Origin of the sequence: Albidovulum sediminicola (assembly GCF_025751575.1) — a bacterium.
Taxonomy (GTDB): Bacteria; Pseudomonadota; Alphaproteobacteria; order Rhodobacterales; family Rhodobacteraceae; genus Albidovulum; species Albidovulum sediminicola.
Map to the genome: position 1 here is coordinate 1 of NZ_JAOWLA010000029.1, position 21,485 is coordinate 21,485.

19 protein-coding genes are annotated in these 21,485 nt (G+C 65.1%); 11 read left to right on the forward strand and 8 right to left on the reverse strand.

Annotated features, from left to right (window positions below; genetic code table 11):
• The first annotated feature begins 137 nt into the window (after positions 1 to 137).
• A complete protein-coding gene (locus tag OE647_RS19005) occupies positions 138 to 1,763 on the forward strand; it encodes an acyl-CoA synthetase (protein WP_263723350.1) in 1,626 nt (541 codons plus the stop codon).
• A gap of 157 nt (positions 1,764 to 1,920) precedes the next feature.
• Here OE647_RS19005 and OE647_RS19010 read toward each other — a convergent pair whose 3' ends face one another.
• Positions 1,921 to 3,378, reverse strand: a complete 1,458-nt coding sequence (locus OE647_RS19010; protein WP_263723351.1) for a pyridoxal phosphate-dependent decarboxylase family protein — start codon at positions 3,376 to 3,378, stop codon at positions 1,921 to 1,923.
• Between the two features lie 495 nt (positions 3,379 to 3,873).
• Between OE647_RS19010 and OE647_RS19015 the strand changes: the two genes are divergently transcribed.
• The 4 genes from OE647_RS19015 to OE647_RS19030 all read left to right on the forward strand — a co-directional run bounded on the left by OE647_RS19015 (position 3,874) and on the right by OE647_RS19030 (position 8,588).
• A complete protein-coding gene (locus tag OE647_RS19015) occupies positions 3,874 to 4,809 on the forward strand; it encodes an alpha/beta fold hydrolase (RefSeq protein ID WP_263723353.1) in 936 nt (311 codons plus the stop codon).
• Between the two features lie 94 nt (positions 4,810 to 4,903).
• Positions 4,904 to 6,073 (forward strand): substrate-binding domain-containing protein, encoded by a 1,170-nt coding sequence (locus OE647_RS19020; protein ID WP_263723356.1) that lies wholly within the window; start codon positions 4,904 to 4,906, stop codon positions 6,071 to 6,073.
• A 60-nt stretch (positions 6,074 to 6,133) separates the two neighbouring features.
• Positions 6,134 to 7,663: a sugar ABC transporter ATP-binding protein gene (locus OE647_RS19025; RefSeq protein WP_263723357.1), complete on the forward strand. Its 1,530-nt coding sequence runs from the start codon at positions 6,134 to 6,136 to the stop codon at positions 7,661 to 7,663.
• Complete coding sequence (locus tag OE647_RS19030) at positions 7,656 to 8,588, forward strand: ABC transporter permease (RefSeq protein ID WP_263723358.1); 933 nt, start codon at positions 7,656 to 7,658, stop codon at positions 8,586 to 8,588. Before OE647_RS19025 ends, OE647_RS19030 begins: the two co-directional genes overlap by 8 nt.
• Before the next feature lie 91 nt (positions 8,589 to 8,679).
• Here OE647_RS19030 and OE647_RS19035 read toward each other — a convergent pair whose 3' ends face one another.
• From OE647_RS19035 to OE647_RS19065, 7 genes are read right to left on the reverse strand one after another with little or no spacing between them, the layout of a single operon-like run.
• A complete protein-coding gene (locus OE647_RS19035; protein ID WP_263723359.1) occupies positions 8,680 to 9,303 on the reverse strand; it encodes a hypothetical protein in 624 nt (207 codons plus the stop codon).
• Positions 9,304 to 9,310: 7 nt separating this feature from the next.
• Positions 9,311 to 9,988, reverse strand: coding sequence for a hypothetical protein (locus tag OE647_RS19040; RefSeq protein ID WP_263723360.1), 678 nt, complete (start codon positions 9,986 to 9,988; stop codon positions 9,311 to 9,313).
• A gap of 27 nt (positions 9,989 to 10,015) precedes the next feature.
• Complete coding sequence (locus OE647_RS19045; RefSeq protein ID WP_263723361.1) at positions 10,016 to 10,960, reverse strand: carbohydrate kinase family protein; 945 nt, start codon at positions 10,958 to 10,960, stop codon at positions 10,016 to 10,018.
• A gap of 27 nt (positions 10,961 to 10,987) precedes the next feature.
• Positions 10,988 to 12,037: an ABC transporter ATP-binding protein gene (locus OE647_RS19050; RefSeq protein ID WP_263723362.1), complete on the reverse strand. Its 1,050-nt coding sequence runs from the start codon at positions 12,035 to 12,037 to the stop codon at positions 10,988 to 10,990.
• Positions 12,038 to 12,042: 5 nt separating this feature from the next.
• Positions 12,043 to 12,888 (reverse strand): carbohydrate ABC transporter permease, encoded by an 846-nt coding sequence (locus OE647_RS19055; protein WP_263723363.1) that lies wholly within the window; start codon positions 12,886 to 12,888, stop codon positions 12,043 to 12,045.
• Between the two features lie 3 nt (positions 12,889 to 12,891).
• On the reverse strand, positions 12,892 to 13,836 hold the full coding sequence (locus OE647_RS19060) for a carbohydrate ABC transporter permease (RefSeq protein ID WP_263723365.1): 945 nt from the start codon (positions 13,834 to 13,836) through the stop codon (positions 12,892 to 12,894).
• Between the two features lie 38 nt (positions 13,837 to 13,874).
• Entirely contained in the window at positions 13,875 to 15,335 is a 1,461-nt protein-coding gene (locus OE647_RS19065) for an ABC transporter substrate-binding protein (RefSeq protein WP_263723367.1), read from the reverse strand.
• Between the two features lie 324 nt (positions 15,336 to 15,659).
• Between OE647_RS19065 and OE647_RS19070 the strand changes: the two genes are divergently transcribed.
• From OE647_RS19070 to OE647_RS19095, 6 genes are all read left to right on the forward strand, one after another.
• Positions 15,660 to 16,991, forward strand: coding sequence for an NAD(P)H-dependent oxidoreductase (locus OE647_RS19070; RefSeq protein WP_263723368.1), 1,332 nt, complete (start codon positions 15,660 to 15,662; stop codon positions 16,989 to 16,991).
• On the forward strand, positions 16,984 to 18,000 hold the full coding sequence (locus OE647_RS19075) for a thiamine pyrophosphate-dependent dehydrogenase E1 component subunit alpha (RefSeq protein ID WP_263723370.1): 1,017 nt from the start codon (positions 16,984 to 16,986) through the stop codon (positions 17,998 to 18,000). Before OE647_RS19070 ends, OE647_RS19075 begins: the two co-directional genes overlap by 8 nt.
• On the forward strand, positions 17,997 to 19,007 hold the full coding sequence (locus OE647_RS19080; protein ID WP_263723371.1) for an alpha-ketoacid dehydrogenase subunit beta: 1,011 nt from the start codon (positions 17,997 to 17,999) through the stop codon (positions 19,005 to 19,007). Before OE647_RS19075 ends, OE647_RS19080 begins: the two co-directional genes overlap by 4 nt.
• Positions 19,007 to 20,299 (forward strand): acetoin dehydrogenase dihydrolipoyllysine-residue acetyltransferase subunit, encoded by a 1,293-nt coding sequence (locus OE647_RS19085; protein ID WP_263723372.1) that lies wholly within the window; start codon positions 19,007 to 19,009, stop codon positions 20,297 to 20,299. The genes OE647_RS19080 and OE647_RS19085 overlap by 1 nt, the downstream gene beginning before the upstream one ends.
• A 36-nt stretch (positions 20,300 to 20,335) precedes the next feature.
• On the forward strand, positions 20,336 to 21,328 hold the full coding sequence (locus OE647_RS19090) for a sugar-binding transcriptional regulator (RefSeq protein ID WP_263723373.1): 993 nt from the start codon (positions 20,336 to 20,338) through the stop codon (positions 21,326 to 21,328).
• A gap of 62 nt (positions 21,329 to 21,390) precedes the next feature.
• On the forward strand, positions 21,391 to 21,485 hold a 95-nt coding region (locus OE647_RS19095; protein WP_263723374.1), incomplete at its 3' end, for an FAD-binding protein.

Below are 21,485 nucleotides of genomic sequence, written 5' to 3' on the forward strand. Positions count from 1 at the left end.
GAAATGCCGCTCGCCGAGGCCTATGACCACGCCTCCGCCGTCATGGTCGAAAACATGCTCGCCCGAGACGCCCAGGAAGGCATCGCTGCCTTCATCGAAAAACGAACCCCAAAGTGGCTCGATCAGTGAGGACGAACATGACGAACCCCTACAACACCGATCTGGACCGCAACCCGGCGAACCACCAGCCGCTGACGCCGCTGACGTTTCTCGAACGTGCCGCAAGCGTCTTCCCCGACCATACCGCGATCGTCCACGGGCCCCTGCGCCGCAGCTATGCCGAATTCTACGCGCGGTCGCGGCGGCTTGCCTCGGCCTTGACCAAGAACGGGATCAGGCGCGGCGATACGGTGTCGGTGCTCTTGCCCAACACACCGGCGATGCTTGAGTGCCACTATGGCGTTCCGATGAGCGGCGCGGTGCTGCATTCGATCAACACCCGCCTCGATGCGGCCATCATCGCCTTTCAGCTTGATCACGCCATGTCCAAGGTCGTGATCGTGGACCGCGAGTTCATGCCGCTGATGCAGGAGGCGCTTGCCCTTGCCACGGTGAAGCCTGTCCTGATCCAGTATGATGATCCGGAATACGACGGCGCGCCGACGGATTTCGAGGCGGCCGACTACGAGGTGTTCCTGACCCGTGGCAATCCCGACTTCGCCTGGTTGATGCCCGAGGATGAGTGGGACGCGATCTCGATCAACTACACGTCTGGCACGACGGGCGATCCCAAGGGCGTGGTGTCGCACCACCGGGGGGCCTATCTGCTGGCCCAAGGGAATGCACTGACCACGTCGATGCAGAAACATGCGGTCTATCTCTGGACCCTGCCGATGTTTCATTGCAACGGCTGGTGCTTCCCCTGGACGCTATCGGCGATCATCGGCACCCATGTCTGCCTGCGGCAGGTGCGGGCCGAGCCGATCTGGAATGCGCTCGCCGACGAAGGCGTGACCCATCTCTGTGGCGCCCCGATCGTCATGTCGCTGATGATCTCGGCGCCCGATGGCATCAAGCGCGATCTGGACCAACCCGTGCAGTTCTTCACCGCCGCCGCGCCGCCGCCCGAAAAGCTTTTGGCCGACATGCGGCAGGCGGGCTTTGACGTGACCCATCTTTACGGGCTGACGGAGACCTATGGCCCGGCCGTCGTCAACGACTGGCACGAAAGCTGGTCCGCGCTTCCCTCGGACGAACAGGCCCGGCTGAAATCCCGCCAGGGCGTGCGGTATCTGCCGCTGGAGCAGTTGGACGTTCTGGACCCGGAAACGATGCAACCGGTGCCGCGCGACGGCACGACCATCGGCGAGGTCATGTTCCGTGGCAATGTCGTGATGAAGGGCTATTTCCGCAACCCGAAGGCGACGCAGGAGGCCTTTGCCGGCGGCTGGTTTCATTCCGGCGATCTGGGTGTCATGCACCCCGACGGCTATGTCCAGCTGAAGGACAGGTCGAAGGACATCATCATCTCGGGCGGAGAGAACATCTCCTCGATCGAGGTCGAGGAGGCGCTCTACCGCCATCCCGCCGTCGCGGTCGTGGCCGTCGTCGCGATGCCGCACGAGAAGTGGGGCGAAACACCCTGCGCCTTCGTCGAACTCGCGCCAGATCAAACCGCGGATGCAGAGGCGCTTCGTGCGTGGTGCCGCGAGCATCTCGCGCCCTACAAGGTGCCCGGCAAGTTCGTCTTCACACCGATCCCGAGAACCTCGACCGGAAAGATCCAGAAGTTCGTGTTGCGCGAGCAGGCAAGACTGTCGTGAGGCGCAGGACCTCGGGAACCGGGCTGCCCTGGTCAAGCGGTCTCGGGCGTCGAAGGGTTGATCCGCTTGACTGGCGGCCTTCGCCTGAGGCGCCCCCAGGACGCCCGGGTCTCGGCCTGAAGCTTGCGGCAGAAGTCATCCGATCCTCGCGGGAAACCTAAGCGGTGGGATCGGCCAGGATTTCCTCGGCGATCCGCAGCACGTCGCCGAGGAACGCATCGATATCGGCGAACGTGGTGCGGTGGTTGTTGATCGCGCAGCGGAGCCCATGCCTGCCCTGCACGGTCGTGTCCGAGGGCACGGCGAGGCCGCGTTCCTGAAGCCGCAACATGATCTCGGTGTTGAGCGCACGGGCCGCGTCCTCATCCGAGGCCACATGGCGGAAGCACACGATGTTGAGCTCGACAGGCGCGACCAGTTCCAGAAGCGGGTGCGCCTCGACCTGTGCAGCCATGTGCTGCGCCTGAGCGATGTTTTGCGCGATGAGGCGCCCGAACTTCCGGGCGCCCTGTTCCTTGAGCGCCATCCAGATCTTCAGCGCGCGAAAGCCGCGGCTCAACTCCAGGCCGTAGTCGGCAAGGAACTTGCCCGCGATCAGCCCGCGCTCCTGCAACTGCAGGTAGGGGCCGTGCATTTCGAAGGTGGCGAAGTGTGCCTCGGGGTCCTTGATCAGGACGGCCCCGGCCTCGAAAGGGGCGTGGAGCCATTTATGGGGATCGATCGCCACGGAGCCCGCCCGCTCCATCCCGGCGACCAGATGCGCGTGTTCGGGGGCCAGGCGAAGCACCCCGCCGATGCAGCCGTCCACATGAAACCAGAGGCCCTCCCGTTCGCACAGATCGGCGATCGCGCTCAGGTCATCGGTCGCCCCGGTGTTCGTCGTGCCCGCCGTCCCGATCACACAGGCCGGCTGCAGCCCCTTCGCCCGGTCCGTGGCGATCGCGGCCTCAAGCAGGTCGAGCCGCATCCGCTGGCGGTCATCGCTTGGGACCTCCAAGAGCGCCCTCGCGCCCAGGCCCAGGGTCTCCAGCGCCTTCTGGTGGCAGCTGTGAACCTGATCGGAGGCGTAGAAGCGCAGCGGCGTCTTGAGCGCGGCGATGCCTTCCCGGCGGACGTCATAGCCGGCGGCGAGGTTGCGGATGACCGTATGCGCGACAAGGTTCGCCATCGATCCGCCGCTGGTCAGGGTGCCGCTGGCGCTTTCGGGAAAGCCCGCGATCTCCTTCAGCCAGTCGACGACCTGCTGTTCGACCTGCGCCGCGCCGGTGTTGCCGCCGCCAAGATTGCTGCCCTCCACGGCGGCGAGGAAATCCCCCAGGGCGCCGGTGAAATTGCTGGACCCCATGTACCAGCCCCAGAAGCGGGGGTGGATGTTGCCCATGGCGAAGGCGCGCACGGTGTCCCGGTATTCGTTGTAGACCTGGTCCAGGGAGGTTGGATCGGCCGGCAGGCCCGTCTTGAACCCCGCGCGGACCTCACCCGGCATGGGCTGCCAGACCGGGCGCGCCCGGATCTGCGCCAGATGGTCTATGGCCTCGTCCACCATGCGGTGCGCGAACGCGCGGCTCGTCTCCCAATCCTCCGGATCGAGTGTTTCGTCCTCGATATTCCTCATGTGCGGCGCCCCCCTTTGGGAAAGGGTGCGGGAAGATCGCCCCCATGGCAAACCTTTCCTGCCCCACCGGCGGCAAGCGCCGAGCGTCCGTCTGCAACCCCTGCGGGCCGGCTGCGGAAGCCTTGGGCAGAGCCCGCCCCGAATCATGGCCGGCTGGCCGGGCGTCGCCGAACGGGGCCTGTCGGTGGCAAGTCGGGTCCGTATCTGGCGACACGCGCGCGTGCAGCCGGACAGGCGGCCAGGAGTGATCGCCCAACCGACGAGCTGATCCGCATGAACATTTGTTTGAATATACTATGCAAATGTTACCATTCGCCTCCTGGGTTCCGTTTCTTGGCCTATGACGCCCGGGGTAATGCCGCGCGGTGCCAAAATCGGGCCGGTATATCGAGAATGTCTCACGGGTATAACTGAACAATATATGACATTAAATAACATATGTTCGTATCTTTCGCTTCAAGGCATTCGCGAATGTGCGGTGAAGAGGAGGCCTGCATGGCAGAGATATTCGATCATACCGGCGCGCCGGTGAAGCATGGCCGGGCCCGGGTAAACGGCATCCGCATGCACTATGTGACCGCAGGGCAGGGCGAGCCGCTGCTGCTGCTGCATGGCACGCCGAAGACCCATTTCTACTGGTACAAGCTGATCCCGCTGCTCACGCCCTATTTCACCGTCGTCGCCCCCGACCTGCGCGGCTTCGGCGATACCGACAAGCCGCCGGCAGAGGAAGGCTACGACTCGCTGACCAACGCCAAAGACATGGCGGCGCTGATGACGCACCTGGGCCACGAGACCTTCCACCTGCACGGCGAGGATCGGGGCGCCGAATTCGCCTATGCCCTTGCCGCGACCGAGCGTGACCGCGTTCGCACGCTGTCCTTCTCGGAAATGCTGCTTTCCGGCGAGGGGCTTGAGGAATGGTCCAACTTCACGCCCGAGAACATCTCGTCGCAGTTCGACCTGCGCGGCGTCTGGGTCTGGCACATCCCGTTCTTCTGGATCCCCCACCTGCCGGAGATGCTGATCACCGGGCGCGAGCGCGAGTTCTGGGAATTCTGGATCAAGGCCGAAACCTGGAACCCGAACGCGATCACCAACGAGGCGATCGACGAATGGATCGCCCGGCTTTCCGCCCCGGGCGGGCTGCGCGGCTGCCTTGAAACCTACCGGGCCGGCCTGAAGAACGCGCGGATCAACAAGGAGCTGAAGAAGCAGAAGCTCGACCTGCCGATCCTGACGATCGGCGCGCCCGAGTTCTTCGGCGATCTCGTGCGTGGCCAGATGGAGAAGGTCGCGACCGGGGTCGAACGCTCCGAGGTGTTCCAGGAATGCGGCCACAGCCTTGCGCTGGAAGCGCCCGAGCGGCTCGCCACAACCCTGCGCGAATTCATGCTCGACCGCAGCATCGGATCGGTCGCGGCGCAGTAGCGCCGCGCTCGCCAACCCCAAGACCGAAAACGACGGCTTCCTTCCGGTTGGAGGGGGAGGGGCCGTTTTACCCCAAAACGAGGAGAAGACGCCTATGAAACACTTCAATCTCAAGACCTTCGCGCTCGCCTCGAGCGTTGCGATCCTGCCCGGGCTCGCCCTGGCCGATGTCGCGGCCGACATCAAGCACCCGCTGTGGTACACGGAGCCCTCGGCCAAGACGATGGAGCTTGCCAAGCTCGACGACCTGTCGAACACGGTGGTGTCCGACGGCCAGCGCGGCGAGCCGGGCTTTCCGGCGGCGGACCTGAAGCTGACCGACGAACAGATCGAGAAGGTGAAGGCCGGCAACTTCACCGTGGCCATCTCGATGGGCTGGCTGGGCGACGACTGGGCCTCGCAGCAGCTGATCGGCCTGAAGGAGACCTTCGAGAAGCTCGGCATCAAGGTGGTTGCGGAAACCAACGCCAACTGGGACGACGCCAAGCAGATCGCCGACCTCGAAGCCATCTCGGTGCTGCAACCCGACCTGCTCGTCTCGATCCCGCTGAACGGCCAGACCACCGCGAGCGCCTACAAGAAAATCGCCGAAGCCGGTTCGAAGGTCGTCTTCATCGACCAGGCCGTTGATGGGATGGAGCCCGGCAAGGACTACGCCGCGATCATCTCCTCGGACAACCTGGCGCTCGGCATGTACCTGGCGGACGCGCTGCACGAGGCCATCGGCGGTGAAGGCGATGTCGCGGCGATGTATTTCGCCAACGATTTCTACGTCACCAACCTGCGCTACGAAGGCTTCATCGCCCGCGTCATGGCCAAGTATCCGGACATGCACGTTGTCGTCGCCGCCGGTCACAACGACCCGAACAAGGGCCAGGAAGTCGCGCAGGGCGTGCTCGCCCGCTATCCGAGCCTAGACGGCATGTATGCCAGCTGGTCGATCCCGGCCATGGGCGCGGCCATCGCGGCCAACGTCGCGGGCCGCACGCCCGGCGACTTCAAGATCGTCAACGAGAACTTCGACCAGATCGTGGCGCTGAACATGGCGCAGAATGGCTTCATCGCCGGTATCTCCTCGCAGCGTCCCTATGACCAGGGCGTCGCCGAGGCGACGATCGGCGCGCTGACCCTGATCGGGGAAGAGACCCCGTCCTATGTCGTCGTGCCGCCGCTCAAGGTGACCCGCGACACGCTGCCCGAGGGTTACAAGACGATCTACCGGATCGACCTTCCGGAAGAGATGAGCGGCGCGCTCTCCAACTGACCCGAGCGGAGCGCGGCACGGCTCCCCGCCGCGCTCCCCCTTCCTTCAACGAGGTCCGCAATGACGACGTCACATATCCTTGAGATGTCCGATATCGCCAAGAGCTTCGGGAAGATCCCGGTTCTCAAGCGCGTCTCGTTCAATCTCCGCCGTGGCGAGATCCACGCCCTGATGGGCGGAAACGGCGCGGGAAAATCGACGCTGATGAAGATCCTGACCGGCGTCTACAACCGCGATGGCGGAAGTGTGCGCATCGAGGGGGCAGAGGTCGAACTGCACGACACCGCCGCCGCTGAACGCGCGGGCGTCGCGATGATCTTCCAGGAATTCTCGCTCATCCCCACTCTGACGGTGGCGCAGAACATCTTTCTCAAGCACGAACCGCGGCTGCCCGGAACGCCCTTCATCAACAATGCCGAAATGGTCCGCAGATCGCGGGACCTTCTCCACAAGCTCGGTGTCGATATCGACCCCGAGGCGCCGGTGGGGTCGCTCAGCGTCGGCTACATGCAGATTGTCGAGATCGCGAAGGCGCTTTCCAAGCAGGCCCGCATCCTGGTGATGGATGAGCCGACCTCCTCGCTCTCCGAAGCCGAGACCGAGGCGCTTTTCGCCCTGGTCCGTCGGCTGCGCGACGACGGGCTTTCGGTGGTCTACATCTCTCACCGCATGGCCGAGATCCTGGAGCTTTGCGACCGCGTCACGGTCATGCGCGACGGCCAGACGGTCCTGACCGAGGATTGCGCGGCCATGTCGGTCGAACATATCGTCGATGCGATGCTGGGCGCGGGCAACACCGCATCCTTCACCTGGCACGACCGCGGCGAATTGCCAGACGCCGAGCCGATCCTGCGCGTGCGCAACCTGAAGCTGGACACCCGCATCCAGGATGTCAGTTTCGACATCCGCCCGGGCGAGATCGTCGGGCTTGCTGGCCTGATGGGTTCGGGCCGTTCCGAGATCGCGGAGACGATCTTTGGCCGGCAGAGCCCGGTTTCCGGAACCATCGAGTTCGATGGCAAGCCGCTAAGGGGGCAGGCCGACGCGATCGCGCGCGGTGTGGCGCTTGTCCCCGAGGATCGCCGCAAGATGGGGCTCGTCCTCGACCATTCGGTGCGCGACAACATCGTGCTGCCGAACCTCGACCGCTTCAGCCGCCACCTCTTCATGCGCGACGGCGCCGCGATGACGACCGTGAATGCGACCATCCGCGATCTCGGCATCAAGACCGACGGGCCCGAAAAGCTCGCCCGGCTGCTCTCGGGCGGCAACCAGCAGAAGATCGTGATCGGAAAGTGGCTGGCGCGCAATCCGCGCCTGCTGATCCTCGATGAACCGACGATCGGCGTCGATGTCGGCGCGAAATCCGAAATCGTCGAGACGGTCCGTGCAATGGCAGATCGCGGGATGGCGGTGCTCGTCATCTCGTCGGAACTCGAAGAGATCATGGCGATCAGCGACCGCATCCTCGTGCTCCACGGCGGCCGCATCGTCCAGCAGATGAACCGTCGCGATGTCGCGACCGAGGAGGAACTTCACCATGCAATCCAAGGCCACCGCATCCATGCGTCCGATGCCCGTCATGCCTAAGATTCAGTGGCAGAACTACGTCGTCTACATCTTCTTCATCGTCGTGCTCGCCTTCTTCGGCTTCACGATCGGCGATAGCGGCTTCCTGACGGTGACGAACCTGTTCAACATCGCCCGCACTACGGCGATGATCACCATCATGGCCGTGGCGATGACCTTCGTCATCTCGGCGGGCGAACTGGACCTGTCGGTCGGCTCCACTGCCGCGCTCGCAGCCCTGGTCGGCGCGCTGGTCATGCAGGCGGGCTACCCCTGGCCGCTTGCCGTTATGGCCGCCCTCGCGGCCGGGCTCGGGGTGGGCGCGCTCAACGGCTTCTTCGTGACCGTCATCAGCATTCCGTCCTTCCTCGTGACGCTCGGCATGATGCAGTTCATCCGCGGCCTCGACATGCGGGTCACCTATACCAACCCCGTCTCGATCTCGAACCAGAGCTTCAATGCGATCTTCGGCTCGGGCAAGTTCTATGGGCTGCCCTCGCTGCTGATCTGGTCCGTCGTCATCGCCGGGATCGGCCATGTGGTCCTGAAATACACCAGCTTCGGCCGAGAGATCCTGGCGACGGGCGGCAACCGTCTTGCGGCCGAGTATTCCGGCGTCAAGACACGCAAGGTCAAGTTCGCGGTCTTCCTGCTGTCGGGCGCGGCGGCGGCGCTGGCGGGGATGCTCTATTCGGGCATGATGCAGACGGCGCGCTTCAACTTCGGCGAGGGCGCCGAACTGATGGCGATCGCTGCGGTGATCCTCGGCGGGACGAGCCTTTTCGGCGGCAAGGGCACCATCCTCGGCACTTTCGCCGGTTCGCTGCTGATCGGCACGATCAACAACGGCCTTATCATCATGGGGCTCGACGTGAGCGAACAGATGATGGTGGCCGGCGCGATCATCATTCTCGCCGTGGCCTTCGGGAAAAAGCCGAACGGGTAACTCAAGGAACCGGCCCCAGGGATTGCGCCCTGCGCGCATCAACCCCAGGGCCTTTACCCAGAGGCGGATGGGGCGGGGGGCATCCCCGCCCTCAGTTGCCTTCGATCACCGGATGGGCGGAGGCGCCTGGCAACGCGTCCACATCGCCACCACTGGCACGGGCCCGGAAAAGCTGCGGGAAGCGCCAGTTCGGTTCATCCCCGGAAAAGAGGTCCAGAAACGGGATGGCCAATGACGGATCCTCGCCGACATTTTCCTTGAAGCTCCACCAGGTCCGCAATTCGTGCAGGACCTGGGCGGGATGCTGTTCGCGCTGGTAATCCGAGTTCAGGACCAGTCCCCGGACGTTCAGGCAGAAGGCGACGTAGAGGTATCCTTCGGGCCAGAAATATGCAGGGTCGGCGTCGTCGGCATCCTTGCTCAGGGTGGCGACGCTGACCGGCTCGGCCCGGATCAGCTCGCGCAGCATCAGGCCCGCCGCGAAGCCGACATAGGCCGCGTTCTGCTCTGCCTCCGTGGGCTTTTGCCGTTCGAACGCGTTGAGCCAGGCGGCGAAGACGTCGGCGAGCTTTTCCTCGCTGACGTTGTAGGTGTTGCCGGTTTCCTCACTCGTCGCCTGCATTTGCAGGTGAAACGCCCGGATGAACCAGCGCAGGCGCTGCGCCTCCTTGTGGAGGGGCAGGGTATCGCTGAACATCGGGACCCGGTGCGTCATGGCCGCCTCAGAGATGTTGCGCCAGCGACCGCAGGCGCGCGCCCATCGCGTCGCTGTCGCCCTGGTCGAGGTCATCCAGATGCGCCGCCCGGCCAAGCGCAAGCGCCATGTCGAGCAGGTGAAGCTCCTCCTCGGCGGTTTCCATGCGCATCGTCAACAGCCACAGGATCGACGCCGCGACGAGAGAGGCGGGCGGGGCGGCCCCGGCCTGGGCGGCCAGCAGCGGCGCGCCGGGCAGATGGCCTATCGCCCCGGACATCACCGCCTGATACACCCGGCCGGGCTCCGGATCGGCGCCGAGCTTGCGCAGGGCGCCCGCCGCGCTGGCCTCGCTGTACATCCAGCCGCGCGTGTGCGCCGCGTGTTCGCAGAGGTAGTCCCAGGCGAAGCCGAGCATCTTTGCCGCGGCCGCCGCGCCCTCTGCCGGATCGCCCTGGCCCTGAAGGAAGCGCGAGGCGATGGCCAGCTTGCCGCGGTCCATCCGCGAAACGTAGTCGCGCCGCGTCGCGTCCTTGATCGAGTGAAGCGAATCCCGGACCGCCTTGCGCAGAGGTTCGGGAAGCATCTGCGCGACCGGTTCCAGCGCCTGTTCGGACAGCTCCGCGACACCGGAAACGGCCCTGAGAACGTCGCGGAGCGGCGCCTTCAGGTTTGACGGAAGGAAAGGCAGGCTACCCTGTTTCATCTCGATGCCCTTGGTTCGAACGCCAGTCTAGCGGCGAAGCGGGCAAGTTTCCATGAACTTCAACGTGTTTTCCAGCGAGGAGACGACCGCCTGCGATCCGAGCCCCATGGCGTTCTGCGCCGAGGAGGCCTGGCCCAGCCGGATGCAGTCCTCGATCCCGCGGCCCAGATGCAGGCCGGTCGCGAAGCCCGCGTTGAAGCAATCGCCACACCCGCAGGAGCAGACCATCTCGATCTGGTAGGCGGGGATGTTGATGCTTTGCCCGGCCCGGTCGCGATACATCGCCCCGTCGGCGCCAAGCGTCAGAACGACGGCCCCGGCGCCTTGGTCCAGCAGGAAGCGCGAGATATCCTCCAGATCGGTCACACCCGACAGCGCCATCGCCTCTTCCTGCGAGGGCAGGAAGAAATCCGTGTGCGGCAGCAGCGGCTGGATCAGCGGCAGATCGTCCTGGGTCGAGGCGAAAACGTCGAGCGTTGTCGTGATCCCGCGCCGCTTCGCCTCGGCCATGATCTCGGCGGTGCGGCCCTTGTCCATCGCGTCCATCAGGCCGACCCCGCCGACGTGCAGGATCCGCGTGTCGAGCAGTTGGTCGATCTGGTCGTCCCCGATGTAGAAGGCGCCCGTGGCGCCCAGCTTGTGCAGGGCCGGGCGCTGTCCGTCGGGGCGCGTGGTGACGATGGAGGAGGACGTCGCCACCCCCTTGCAATGCTGCATGAGCGCCGTGTCGATCCCGAAGTCGTGCAGACGCCGGCGCACCCAGTCGCCCATCAGGTCGTCGCCGAGGCCTCCGACGGCCTGCACGCTCAACCCGTGTTTCGCCGCCACGATCGCGGCACTTCCCGCCGCGCCGGACACCGCGATCGCGAAATCCTCGACGAAGAAGGTGTTGCCGCCCGGCGGGATCTCCGTCACGGGCCGGCAAAGCGCGTCGAAGGTGTAAAACCCCATCGAGGTGTAGTCGAAGGTCATGCGGTTCTCCCAGTCAGGTCGTCGCGCTCAGCGTAGACGCTGGCCCGTTTCGGTGTCGAACAGATAGATGCGGTCGGGGTCGAAGCGCACGGATTCGACATGGCCAAGTGCTGCGCGATAGGCCCGGTCGGCCTTGACCTCGACCAGCTTCTCACCGGCCTTGAGCGTCAGGTAGGTCACGTCGCCGGTCGGCTCCACGCCGTAGACGCTGCCTTGCAGATGCGCGCCCTCTTCGGTGACGGTGCAATCCTCCGGCCGTACGCCCAGCGTGACCTTGCCGGCGTAACGCGGGCTCAGCCCCTCGACCCGCAGCCCTGGGGCGGTGAAGGTGCCCTCGGACAGGCGCCCCTCGATCAGGTTCATCGGCGGCGAGCCGATGAAGTTGGCGACGAAGGTATTGGCGGGGTCGTTGTAGATCTCGTCCGGGGTGCCGATCTGCTGGATCGCGCCCAGCTGCATGATGACGATGCGGTCGGCGAGCGTCATCGCCTCGATCTGGTCATGGGTCACATAGACGGTGGTGATCTTCAGCTCGCGCTGGATATGCTTGATCTGCACCCGCATCGCCTGGCGCAACTTGGCGTCCAGGTTCGACAGCGGTTCGTCCATCAGGAAGACCTGCGGCTGGCGCACGATCGCGCGGGCCAGCGCCGCGCGCTGACGCTGGCCGCCCGAGAGCGCGCCGGGCTTGCGGTCGAGGAAGTCGGTCAGTTCCACCAGCCCCGCCGCGCGCCGGACAAGCGCGTCCTGTTCACCCTTCGGCACCCCGCGCATCCGCAGGGGAAAGCGGATGTTCTCGTAGATCGTCATGTTGGGGTAAAGCGCGTAGCCCTGGAACACCATCGCCACGTCGCGGTCGCGCGCGTCGATGTCGTTCATCACCTCGCCGTCCATGCGGATCGTGCCTTCCGTCGGGCTTTCCAGTCCGGCGATCATCCGCATCGTCGTGGTCTTGCCGCAGCCCGAGGGGCCGAGGAAGACGATGAATTCCTCATCCGCGATGTCGATGTTGACGTCGCGGACCCCCCAGTAGGCGCCCCACTTCTTCTGGATATTCTCAAGCTCGATACGCGCCACGTCGGTTATCCTTTGACTGCGCCCATGGTCAGCCCGCGCGACAGGTGCTTCTGGATGGCGACGACCACCACGAAGACCGGCAGGAAGGCGATGAAGGCGACCAGGGCGATTGCGTTGTAGATGATGCCGTCCGAACCGCCCGTGAAATTGGCGAGCGCCACGGACATCGTGTAGGCGTCGGGCGTCGAGGCGATCAGAAGGGTGAAGAGGAATTCATTGATCGCGAAGATCATCGCGATGACCGAGGCGGTGATGATGCCCGGCAGGATCGCGGGGACGATGATCTCCCACAGGATCCTGAGCTCTCCGGCCCCGTCGGTCTTGGCGGCGTCCTCAAGCTCCTTCGGGATGTCGAGCATGTAGGAGCGGATGATCCAGGTCACGAAGGACAGGTTGATCGCGGCATAGATCAGCATCAATGCCCAGATCGTGTCCAGAAGCCCCAGCGTGCGGAACAGGAAGAAGATCGGCACCGCCACGATCGCGGGCGCCATCATCCGGGTGGAGAGGATGTAGAAGCCGATGTCCTCGCGTCCGCGATACTCGAAGCGCGACAGCGAATAGGCGGCGGGGATCGCCAGCACCAGGTCGATGATGACCGAGCCGAAGATCGCGCCGACCGAGTTGCGCAGGTATTTGGCCATCGGCCAGTCTTCCCAGATCATGTGCCAGGCATCGAGCGAGAAGCTCGGGAAATAGACCGGCGTGGGCGTGATGATCTCTGTCCGCGGACGAAGCCCGATCGACAGGAACCAAAGCACCGGCGCCACGCAGAAAAGCGCCCACGCGCCCAGGATCAGGTAGCGCAGGAACAGGTTTTCGCTGCGGGATTTCTTGCGCTTCTCAGCCATGGGTCAGCTCCTTGCCGAGACGAAGGCGCGCTTCACGACAAGCTGCGCAATCACGATGGTAATGATCAGCATGATGACCGAGGCCGCCGAGGCGTAGCCGAAGTTGAAGAACTTGAAGCCCGTCCGGTAGATGAAATGACTGATCGTCTCGGTCCCGAAGGCCGGGCCGCCCTTGGTGACGATGAAGACATTGGTGAACATCGTCGTGATGTCGATGGCCCTGAGGATCAGCGCGACCGCGATCACGGGTTTCATCATCGGCAACGAGATGTTGAAGAAGATCGCCGACCAGGAGGCGCCGTCAAGCCGCGCGGCCTCTTCGACCTCTTCGTCCTGGCCCTGAAGGGCGGCGACGAAGATGATGAACAGGAAGGGCGTCCATTGCCAGACGTCGGCCAGGATCAAGAGCGCCCGGCTCATCCAGGTGGACGATTGAATGGCAAGGTTTCCGTCGATCAGCCCGATGCGGATCAGGATGTCCGAGAAGATCCGCGCATCAAGGAAGATCAGCTTGTAGATGAAGGCCACCGCCGAGGGCATGAAGAGCATCGGCACCAGGAACAGGATGCGCCAGCCCTTCACCCAAGGGTCGCGGTAGGCATGGAAGGCCAGCGCCAGCGCGATCACGCATTGCAGCACGAGCGAGATGGACCCGATCAGGAAGGTGTTCCAGAGCGCCCCCCAGAACTGGTAGTCCACGAACAGCTTCTGGTAGTTCGCGAAACCCACCGCCCGCCAGGGGCCGAACCTGACCTCGTGGAAGCTCTGGATGATCGCGTAGATGCCCGGGTAGAGGGTGATCATCAGCAGATAGATCACCGCCGGGGCCACCAGGAGGTAGGGCAGGGCCGCCTTGAGCCGCTTGCTGCGCCGCTTGAAGCTGCGTTGTGCCGGACGCGCCGGGGCAGCTTGCGCCGCCCCGGCCCCCGACAGGGAGGGATTGCTCATGACGAGATCCTTTGACTGCCTGGATGCGCTCCGGCCCTTCAGAACGGCAGGGGCTTGCCCTCGCCGACATAAAGGCCCGGAGCGGTCGCAGCGTAGTCTACCGGATCGTTGCCCTGGTAGAAGCCGTTGCTTTCCATGATCGAACGCACGGCGGCTGCGGCGTTGTCGAGCGCCTCTTTCGCCGAGATCTGGCCGACGACCGCGCGGTTGATCTCGTTGCCGATGGCCTGCTCTATCGGGAAGGCGCCGGGAAGACGCGGCGAGCACCAGGCGTGTTCGAGCGAGTCGCCCCAGACCTTCGCAGGCTGCGAAACCTCCTGCAGGTTGGGGTTCTTCAGGACCGACTTGTAGCCCGGCGCCACACCGTTCGCGTTGGCCTCGTTCATCGCCATGATCGACGAGGTGGTCAGGAACGCCAGCATCAGGAACGCGCCTTCCGGGTTCTGGGCCGAGGCCGAGACGCAGGAGGTTGAACCGGCGACGTTCGGGGGCGCGAAACGGCCGCCCGCGATGCGCGGTTCGTAGATCGTGACGAAGTCATCGACGATCTGCGACTGGTCGGGACGCATCGCCTGGGTGCCGCTGTCCTGCCAGGAGATGTTGGTGGCGACCTGACCGCCCAACCAGGCGGCGCGGTTTTCCGGCCAGCCGGCGCCAGCGTGGCCTTCGTTGGCGTTCTTGGCAAGCGCCAGCAGGATCTCCATCCCCTTCATGCCCGCGTCACCGTTGAAGATCGGCTCCCAGTTCTCGTTGAAGAGCATCATGCCGGCCTGAGCCGAGATGTGTTCCCAGGTGTAGGTCGACCAGAAGCCTGGCGCCGCCATCAGGCCAATACCCGAAACGCCCGGCTCGACCTTGTTCAGTTCGGCCGAGATGCGGATCAGCTCGTCATAGGTCGGGACCGAGTTCGCCCGGTCGATCGGGCCGCCCAGCACCTTCTCCACATAGCCCTTGCGCAGGTGGACCATCTGGATGTCGCAGTCGAAGGGGATCCCGTACATCTGGCCGTTGAAGTAGCCGTAGTTCAGCCGGTAGGTGTCGTAGAAGTCATCCAGCGGCAGCTTCCACTTATCCGCGAAATCCTGCAGCGGATAGAGGAAGCCGGGCGCCGCGAAATCCCCGAGCCAGGGCGAGAAGAACTGGAGCGCATCGAAGGAGGCGTTGCCCGAGATGAACTCGGCCAGGGCCTTGTCATAGAAGCTGTCGTCCGGGATCGGAACGAGTTCGACCTTGATGCCCGAAAGCGCCTCGAAAGGCGCCAGCCCCTCGGCCGCCGATTCGGCGTCGGCGGCGCCGATCGCGAAGCGCACCGTCGTGCCGGCGAGCTGAGAGCGGACCGCTTCCCAGTCGACGGTCCGGATCCAGTCCTTGTCCGCGTCCCAGATCGGCTTGTCATCCGACATGTTGTAAAGCTTGCGATAATCTTCGCGCACATATTTCGAGATCGAAATCTGGTCGAGCACGCTTTGCGGATCGGGCAGCGCCGATTGCGCAAGCACCTTCCCGCTCCACCCCGTCCCAAGCGCGCCAAGACTCAGCGCCGAAGTGCCGCGAACGAAAGAGCGGCGTGAAATTCTTCCCGTCAAAGCCATCGAGTTTCCTCCCGTGATGGTGGTCTTGACCTCCCCGTGCCCCTCCGGTCGTGGCGCCAAATGCGGCGAAAGATACCGAAAACGCAGGTGAACCTTTTAAAGTTCGAATGCATTATTGTTCTTCTATTTCCCGGGCGTCAAGAAATTTCGGGAATGATACGAACATTTGTATTGACTAAATCTACTTGGTTCACAACAATGAGCCAACACCGATCAAAGAAGGCTTTCTTCATGTCGTCGAACATTGCTCTCACCGGCCTCGCCAAGGACCTCGCGACGCGCGCAGCATCCGGCAAACCCGTCCGCATCGGGCTTATCGGCTCTGGCGAGATGGGCACCGATATCGTGACCCGCGCGGCAATGATGGATGGCATCGAGGTCGCGGCGATCTCCGAACTCAACGTTCCGAACGCGCACAGGGCGGTCTCGATCGCGCGCCGCGAGGATGGCCACAGCGCCGATGCCGCGACGACCGACGCGATCAACGCCGCCATCGAAAGCGGCAAGACCGCGATCACGAACAACACTGACGCGTTGCTTGAATCTGGCCTGATCGATGTCGTCATCGACGCAACCGGCGTGCCGGCGGTGGGCGCCGAGATCGGCCTGCGCGCGATGGAGCGCGGCAAGCACCTGGTGATGATGAACGTCGAGGCCGACGTGACCATCGGCTCCTACCTGCGGCGCGAGGCCGAGCGGCTGGGCGTTGTCTACAGCCTTGGCGCGGGGGACGAGCCGTCCTCCTGCATGGAGCTGATCGAGTTCGTTTCGGCCATGGGCCACAAGATCGTCTGCGCCGGCAAGGGCAAGAACAACCCGCTGAACATCGACGCCACGCCCGACGTCTACGCGCCCGAGGCGAAGGCCCGCAACATGAACCCGCGCCTGCTGGTGGAGTTCGTGGACGGTTCGAAAACCGCCGTCGAAATGGCCGCGATCGGCAACGCGACCGGCCTGATCCCGGATTGCGACGGGATGCACGGCCCGGCCGCCGGCCCGAAGGAGCTTGCGAAGGTCCTGATCCCGCAGAAGGATGGCGGCATCCTGTCCGACATCGGCCGGGTCGACTATTCCATTGGCAAGGGCGTCTCGCCGGGCGTCTTCGTGATCGCCGAGGCCGAGCATCCGCGCATCCATGAACGCATGGCCGACCTCAAGATGGGCGACGGGCCCTATTACGAATTCATCCGCCCCTATCACCTCACCTCGCTGGAGGTGCCGCTGACCTGCGCGCGTGCCGTCCTTTACGGCAAGGCCGACATGGTGCCGCTCGACAAGCCGGTGGTCGAGGTCTGCGCGGTGGCCAAGCGCGATCTGCAGCCGGGCGACACGCTCGACCAGATCGGCGAATACACCTACCGCGCCTGGGCCATGGAAGTGTCGCGCGCCCAGGCCGCCCGGGCGCTGCCCGCCGGCATGCTGACCGGCGCCACCGTCACCGCCCCGATCAAGAAGGGCGAGCTGATCACCGGCCACAACACCAAGCTGCCGAACACCCGCATCGTCGAATTGCGCAAGCGGCAGGACGTGATGCTTTACGGCAAGGACCTTATCAATGGCTGATACCCTGGTTGAAACCAACGCGCCCTACGCGATCCGGACCTACAGCCCGGAGCAGTTGAAGGACGCGCTGCGCAAGATGTTCCTGATCCGCAAGTTCGAGGAAGGCGCGGAAGACAGCTACATGCGCGGCCTGATCCACGGCACGATGCACCTGTCCATCGGGCAAGAGGCCTCGGCCGTGGGGTCCTGCATGTCGCTGACGGACGCGGACAAGATCACCTCGACCCATCGCGGCCACGGGCATTGCGTCGCCAAGAATGCCGATCTGGGCAAGATGTTCGCCGAGTTCTTCGGCAAGGAAACCGGCTATTGCAAGGGACGCGGCGGCTCGATGCATATCGCCGATCCGTCCAAGGGCAACCTTGGCGCCAACGGCATCGTCGGCGGCGGCCTTCCCATCGCGGTGGGCGCCGCGCTTTCGGCCAAGCGGCTCGGTACCGGGGCGGTCACGATCTGTTTCTTCGGGGACGGCGCCAATAACGAAGGTGCCTTCCATGAGTCGCTGAACATGGCGGCGGTCTGGAAGCTTCCGGTCGTCTTCGTCTGCGAAAACAACAAATACGGCATGTCCACCTCGACCGCGCGGTCAACCGCCGTCAAGAACATCGCCGAACGCGCCGCCGCCTATTCGATGCCGGGCGTCACGGTTGACGGTAACGACTTTTCTGCCGTGACCGAGGCCGTGGATGCCGCCGTCGCCCGCGCCCGCGCCGGTGAGGGGCCGAGCCTTGTCGAGAACCTGACCTACCGCTGGCGGGGCCATTCCAAATCCGACCGGAACCGCTACCGGACCAAGGAAGAGATCTCCGAATGGATGGAGCGCGATCCGATCGTCGCGATGTCCAACCTTCTGGTGGCGCACAAGATCCTGTCCGAGGCCGAGGTCGCTGGGCTGGAAGAGCAAGCCACCCAGGTCATCAAGGATGCCATCGAGTTCGCCGCGGCGAGCCCCGATCCCCGGATCGAGGACGCCACGCGCGACGTCTACACGGAAGGGGCCGCGGCATGAACGCCATGACCAAGACCGAGCTGCGAGAACTGTCCTATGCCGAAGCGATCCGCGAGGCGATGGATATCGCGCTGGCCAGCGACGAGCGTGTCGTCCTCATGGGTGAGGACATCGGCGTCTATGGCGGCGCCTTCCAGGTCACCGGCGACCTGGTGGAGAAATACGGCACCGACCGGGTGATGGATACGCCGATCTCGGAACTCGGCGGCGCGGGCGTCGCGGTGGGCGCGGCGCTGACCGGGCTGAAGCCGATCTTCGAATTCCAGTTCTCCGACTTCGCGGCGCTGGCGATGGAGCAGATCGTCAACCAGGCCGCCAAGGTCCGCTACATGCTGGGCGGCTCGGTCTCGGTTCCGCTGGTCATGCGCTTCCCCGCCGGGTCCGGCACCGGCGCCGCCGCGCAGCACTCGCAAAGCATCGAGGCCTGGCTGGGTCACGTTCCCGGCCTGAAGGTCCTGCAACCCTCGACCCCCGAGGACGCCAAGGGCATGCTGCTCGCGGCGCTGGAGGACCCCGATCCGGTGATGATCTTCGAGCACAAGATCCTTTACAAGATGAAGGGCCACGTCCCCGAGGGGTATTACACCACCCCCATCGGCAAGGCGGCGATCCGGCGTCCGGGCAAGGACCTGACCATCGTCGCGACCTCGATGATGGTGCACAAGGCGATGGCCGCCGCCGAGACGCTGGCGGCCGAGGGCATCGACGCCGAAGTCATCGACCTGCGCACCGTGCGCCCGATGGACCGCGAAACCGTCCTGGCCTCCGTCCGCAAGACCGGCCGGCTGGTCTGCGTCTATGAAGGGGTCAAGACCCTGGGCGTCGGCGCCGAAGTCTCCGCCATGGTGGCCGAAAGCGATGCGTTCGACTTCCTCGATGCGCCGATCGTGCGCCTTGGCGGGGCCGAATGCCCGATCCCCTACAACCCCGAGCTGGAAAAGGCCGTCGTGCCGCAGGTGCCCGACATTCTCGACGCTGCGCGCAACCTCGCGAAGGGGCGCATCTGATGCCCGTCGAAGTCATCATGCCGAAGGTCGACATGGACATGGCCAAGGGCAAGATTGTCACCTGGTACGCGTCCGAGGGCGACTTCGTCACCAAGGGGGCGCCGCTTTTCGATATCGAGACCGACAAGGCCGCGATGGAGATCGAGGCCCCCGACAGCGGCATCCTGCACCACCCGGCGCCGGAGGGCACGGATGTGCCGATCGGCAAGCCCGTCGCCTGGCTTTATGCCGAGGGCGAAGCGGTGGGCGCACCGCCCGCGTCTTATGGCGCCGAACCGGCAGCGGCTTCGCCCGCACCCGCCCCGGTTTCCGAACCTGAACCCGCGCGCGCCGAAGCAGTAGCCCCCGCCCCGCGCGGCGATGTCGCGCTGAGCGACAAGCAGCGGGCGACCCCGCGCGCCCGCGCGCTGGCCCGCGAGGCGGGGCTCGACCTCGACGGCATTCCCGGCACCGGCCCGCGTGGCCGCGTGCAGGCCGAGGACGTGCAGGCCCTTCTCGACCGGGCGCCGGCCTTCGCCGCGCCGGTCGCCTTCAGCGCCGAAACCGGGCCGCTCAGCGTCACCCGCACCAAGGGCGGGACCGGCACGCCGGTCGTGCTGATCCACGGCTTCGCCAGCGACGCGACCTCTTGGGCGCCGCTGGAGGCGCAGCTGAAGCACCGTCCCATCATCCGGATCGAGCTTCCCGGCCACGGCAAGTCCCCCAAGCTGCGGATCGCGAACTTCGCCGCGCTGGTAAAGGACGTGCGCCGCGCCTTCGACGACCTGAACCTTGAGCAGGTCCACCTGGTTGGCCACAGCCTGGGCGGCGCGCTGGCACTAGCCATCGCCGACACGCGGGAACGCTCCATCGCTTCCTTGACGCTGATCGCGCCCGCGGGCCTGGGCCCGGAGGTGAACGGCGACGCGCTCTCGGGCATCTGCCGCGCGAACCGTCCTGAAAGCCTCGGGCCGTGGCTGCGCCGGCTGGTCGCGGACGAGACGATCATCACCGACAGCTATGTGCGCCTGGCGATGGCGGGGCGCGCAGACCCGAACCTGCGCGCCGCGCAATCCGCGCTGGCAGAGGTGCTGTTCCCCGATGGCGTGCAGGCCTTCGACCTCAGGGCCGCGCTTGAGCGCATCGCGGTGCCGACCCGTATCCTCTGGGGCAAGCAGGATGACATCATCCCCTGGCACCACGCCCTGCGCGCACCGGGCCGCGCGGCGCTGCACCTCTTTGGCGGGGTCGGCCATATGCCGCAGATCGAATGCGCGGACGAGGTTGGCCAACTGATCAAAGCGTATATATGATCATCGCCTGACCGCAGGAAGGACAGGACCAGGGCCATGCCGAAAGACCGGACCAAATCGACGGACGCGCTCGGGGATCGCAAGACCTCCGGCGCAAGCAACGATCTGCGGATCCGTGCGGCCTGGCTTTATTATATCGAGGGGATGACCCAGTCGGACGTGGCCGAGAAGCTCGGCGTGAGCCGGATCATGATCACCCGGCTCCTGTCGGACGCCAAGCGGCGGGGCGAGGTCGTCATCCGCATCCAGTCGCCCCTTGCCCCGCTGGTCGAGATGCAGAACGCGCTTGAGAAGCGCTTCGGCCTCGCCCGCGCGATCATCGCGCCGCTTGAGGACGAGGGCGAAAACCCCACGCGCGTCATCGCCTCGGCCGCGGGCGTCTATGTGACCCAGATCATGGAGAACAACCTGACCGTGGGCGTCGGCTGGGGCCACACGCTGCACACCATGCTCCAGTTCGTCGAGGGCCGGCCGCTCGAAGGGGTGCGGGTGGTCTCGCTCCTGGGCGGCATCGCGCAGGCGCGCCGCTTCAACCCGGCCGAGTTCGCCTGGCAATTCGCCGAGCTTTTCGATGCCGAGGGGTATCTGATTTCCGCCCCGGCGCTGGTGGACTCGGTCCAGACGCGGCACGCGCTCCTGGAACATTGCGGGCTTGAGCAGATCTTCCAGATGGCAGAGGGCTGCGACGTCGCGCTCCTGTCCTGCGGCGGGATCTCGACGCTGACGACCTCCTACCGCCTTGGCCACGTCTCCGAGGCGGAGCGCAATTCACTGGTCGAGGCCGGCGCGGTGGGCGACCTGCTTTACAATTTCCTCGACAAGGACGGCTTGCCCGTCGATCACCCGGTGAATGACCGCTCGATCGCGATGCCGATCGAGCGTCTCAAGCGCATTCCGAACAAGGTGCTGATCTCCGGCGGCGCGGAGAAGGTGTCGATCATCCGCGCGGTTCTCAACTCCGTCCGGCCGAGCGTTCTTATCACCGACGAAGCGACCGCCAAGCGGCTGCTTGACGGGCCGGCCCCCTGACGCCCTGTCGGCGCGCCGCTTCGCGGACGCGCCCCGACACCCTGAACCCGAAGGAGGAACTCATGTCTGAGTTCGACGTCATCATCATCGGCGCCGGTCCCGGCGGCTATGTCTGCGCGATCCGCTGCGCCCAGCTGGGTCTGAAGACCGCGGTCGT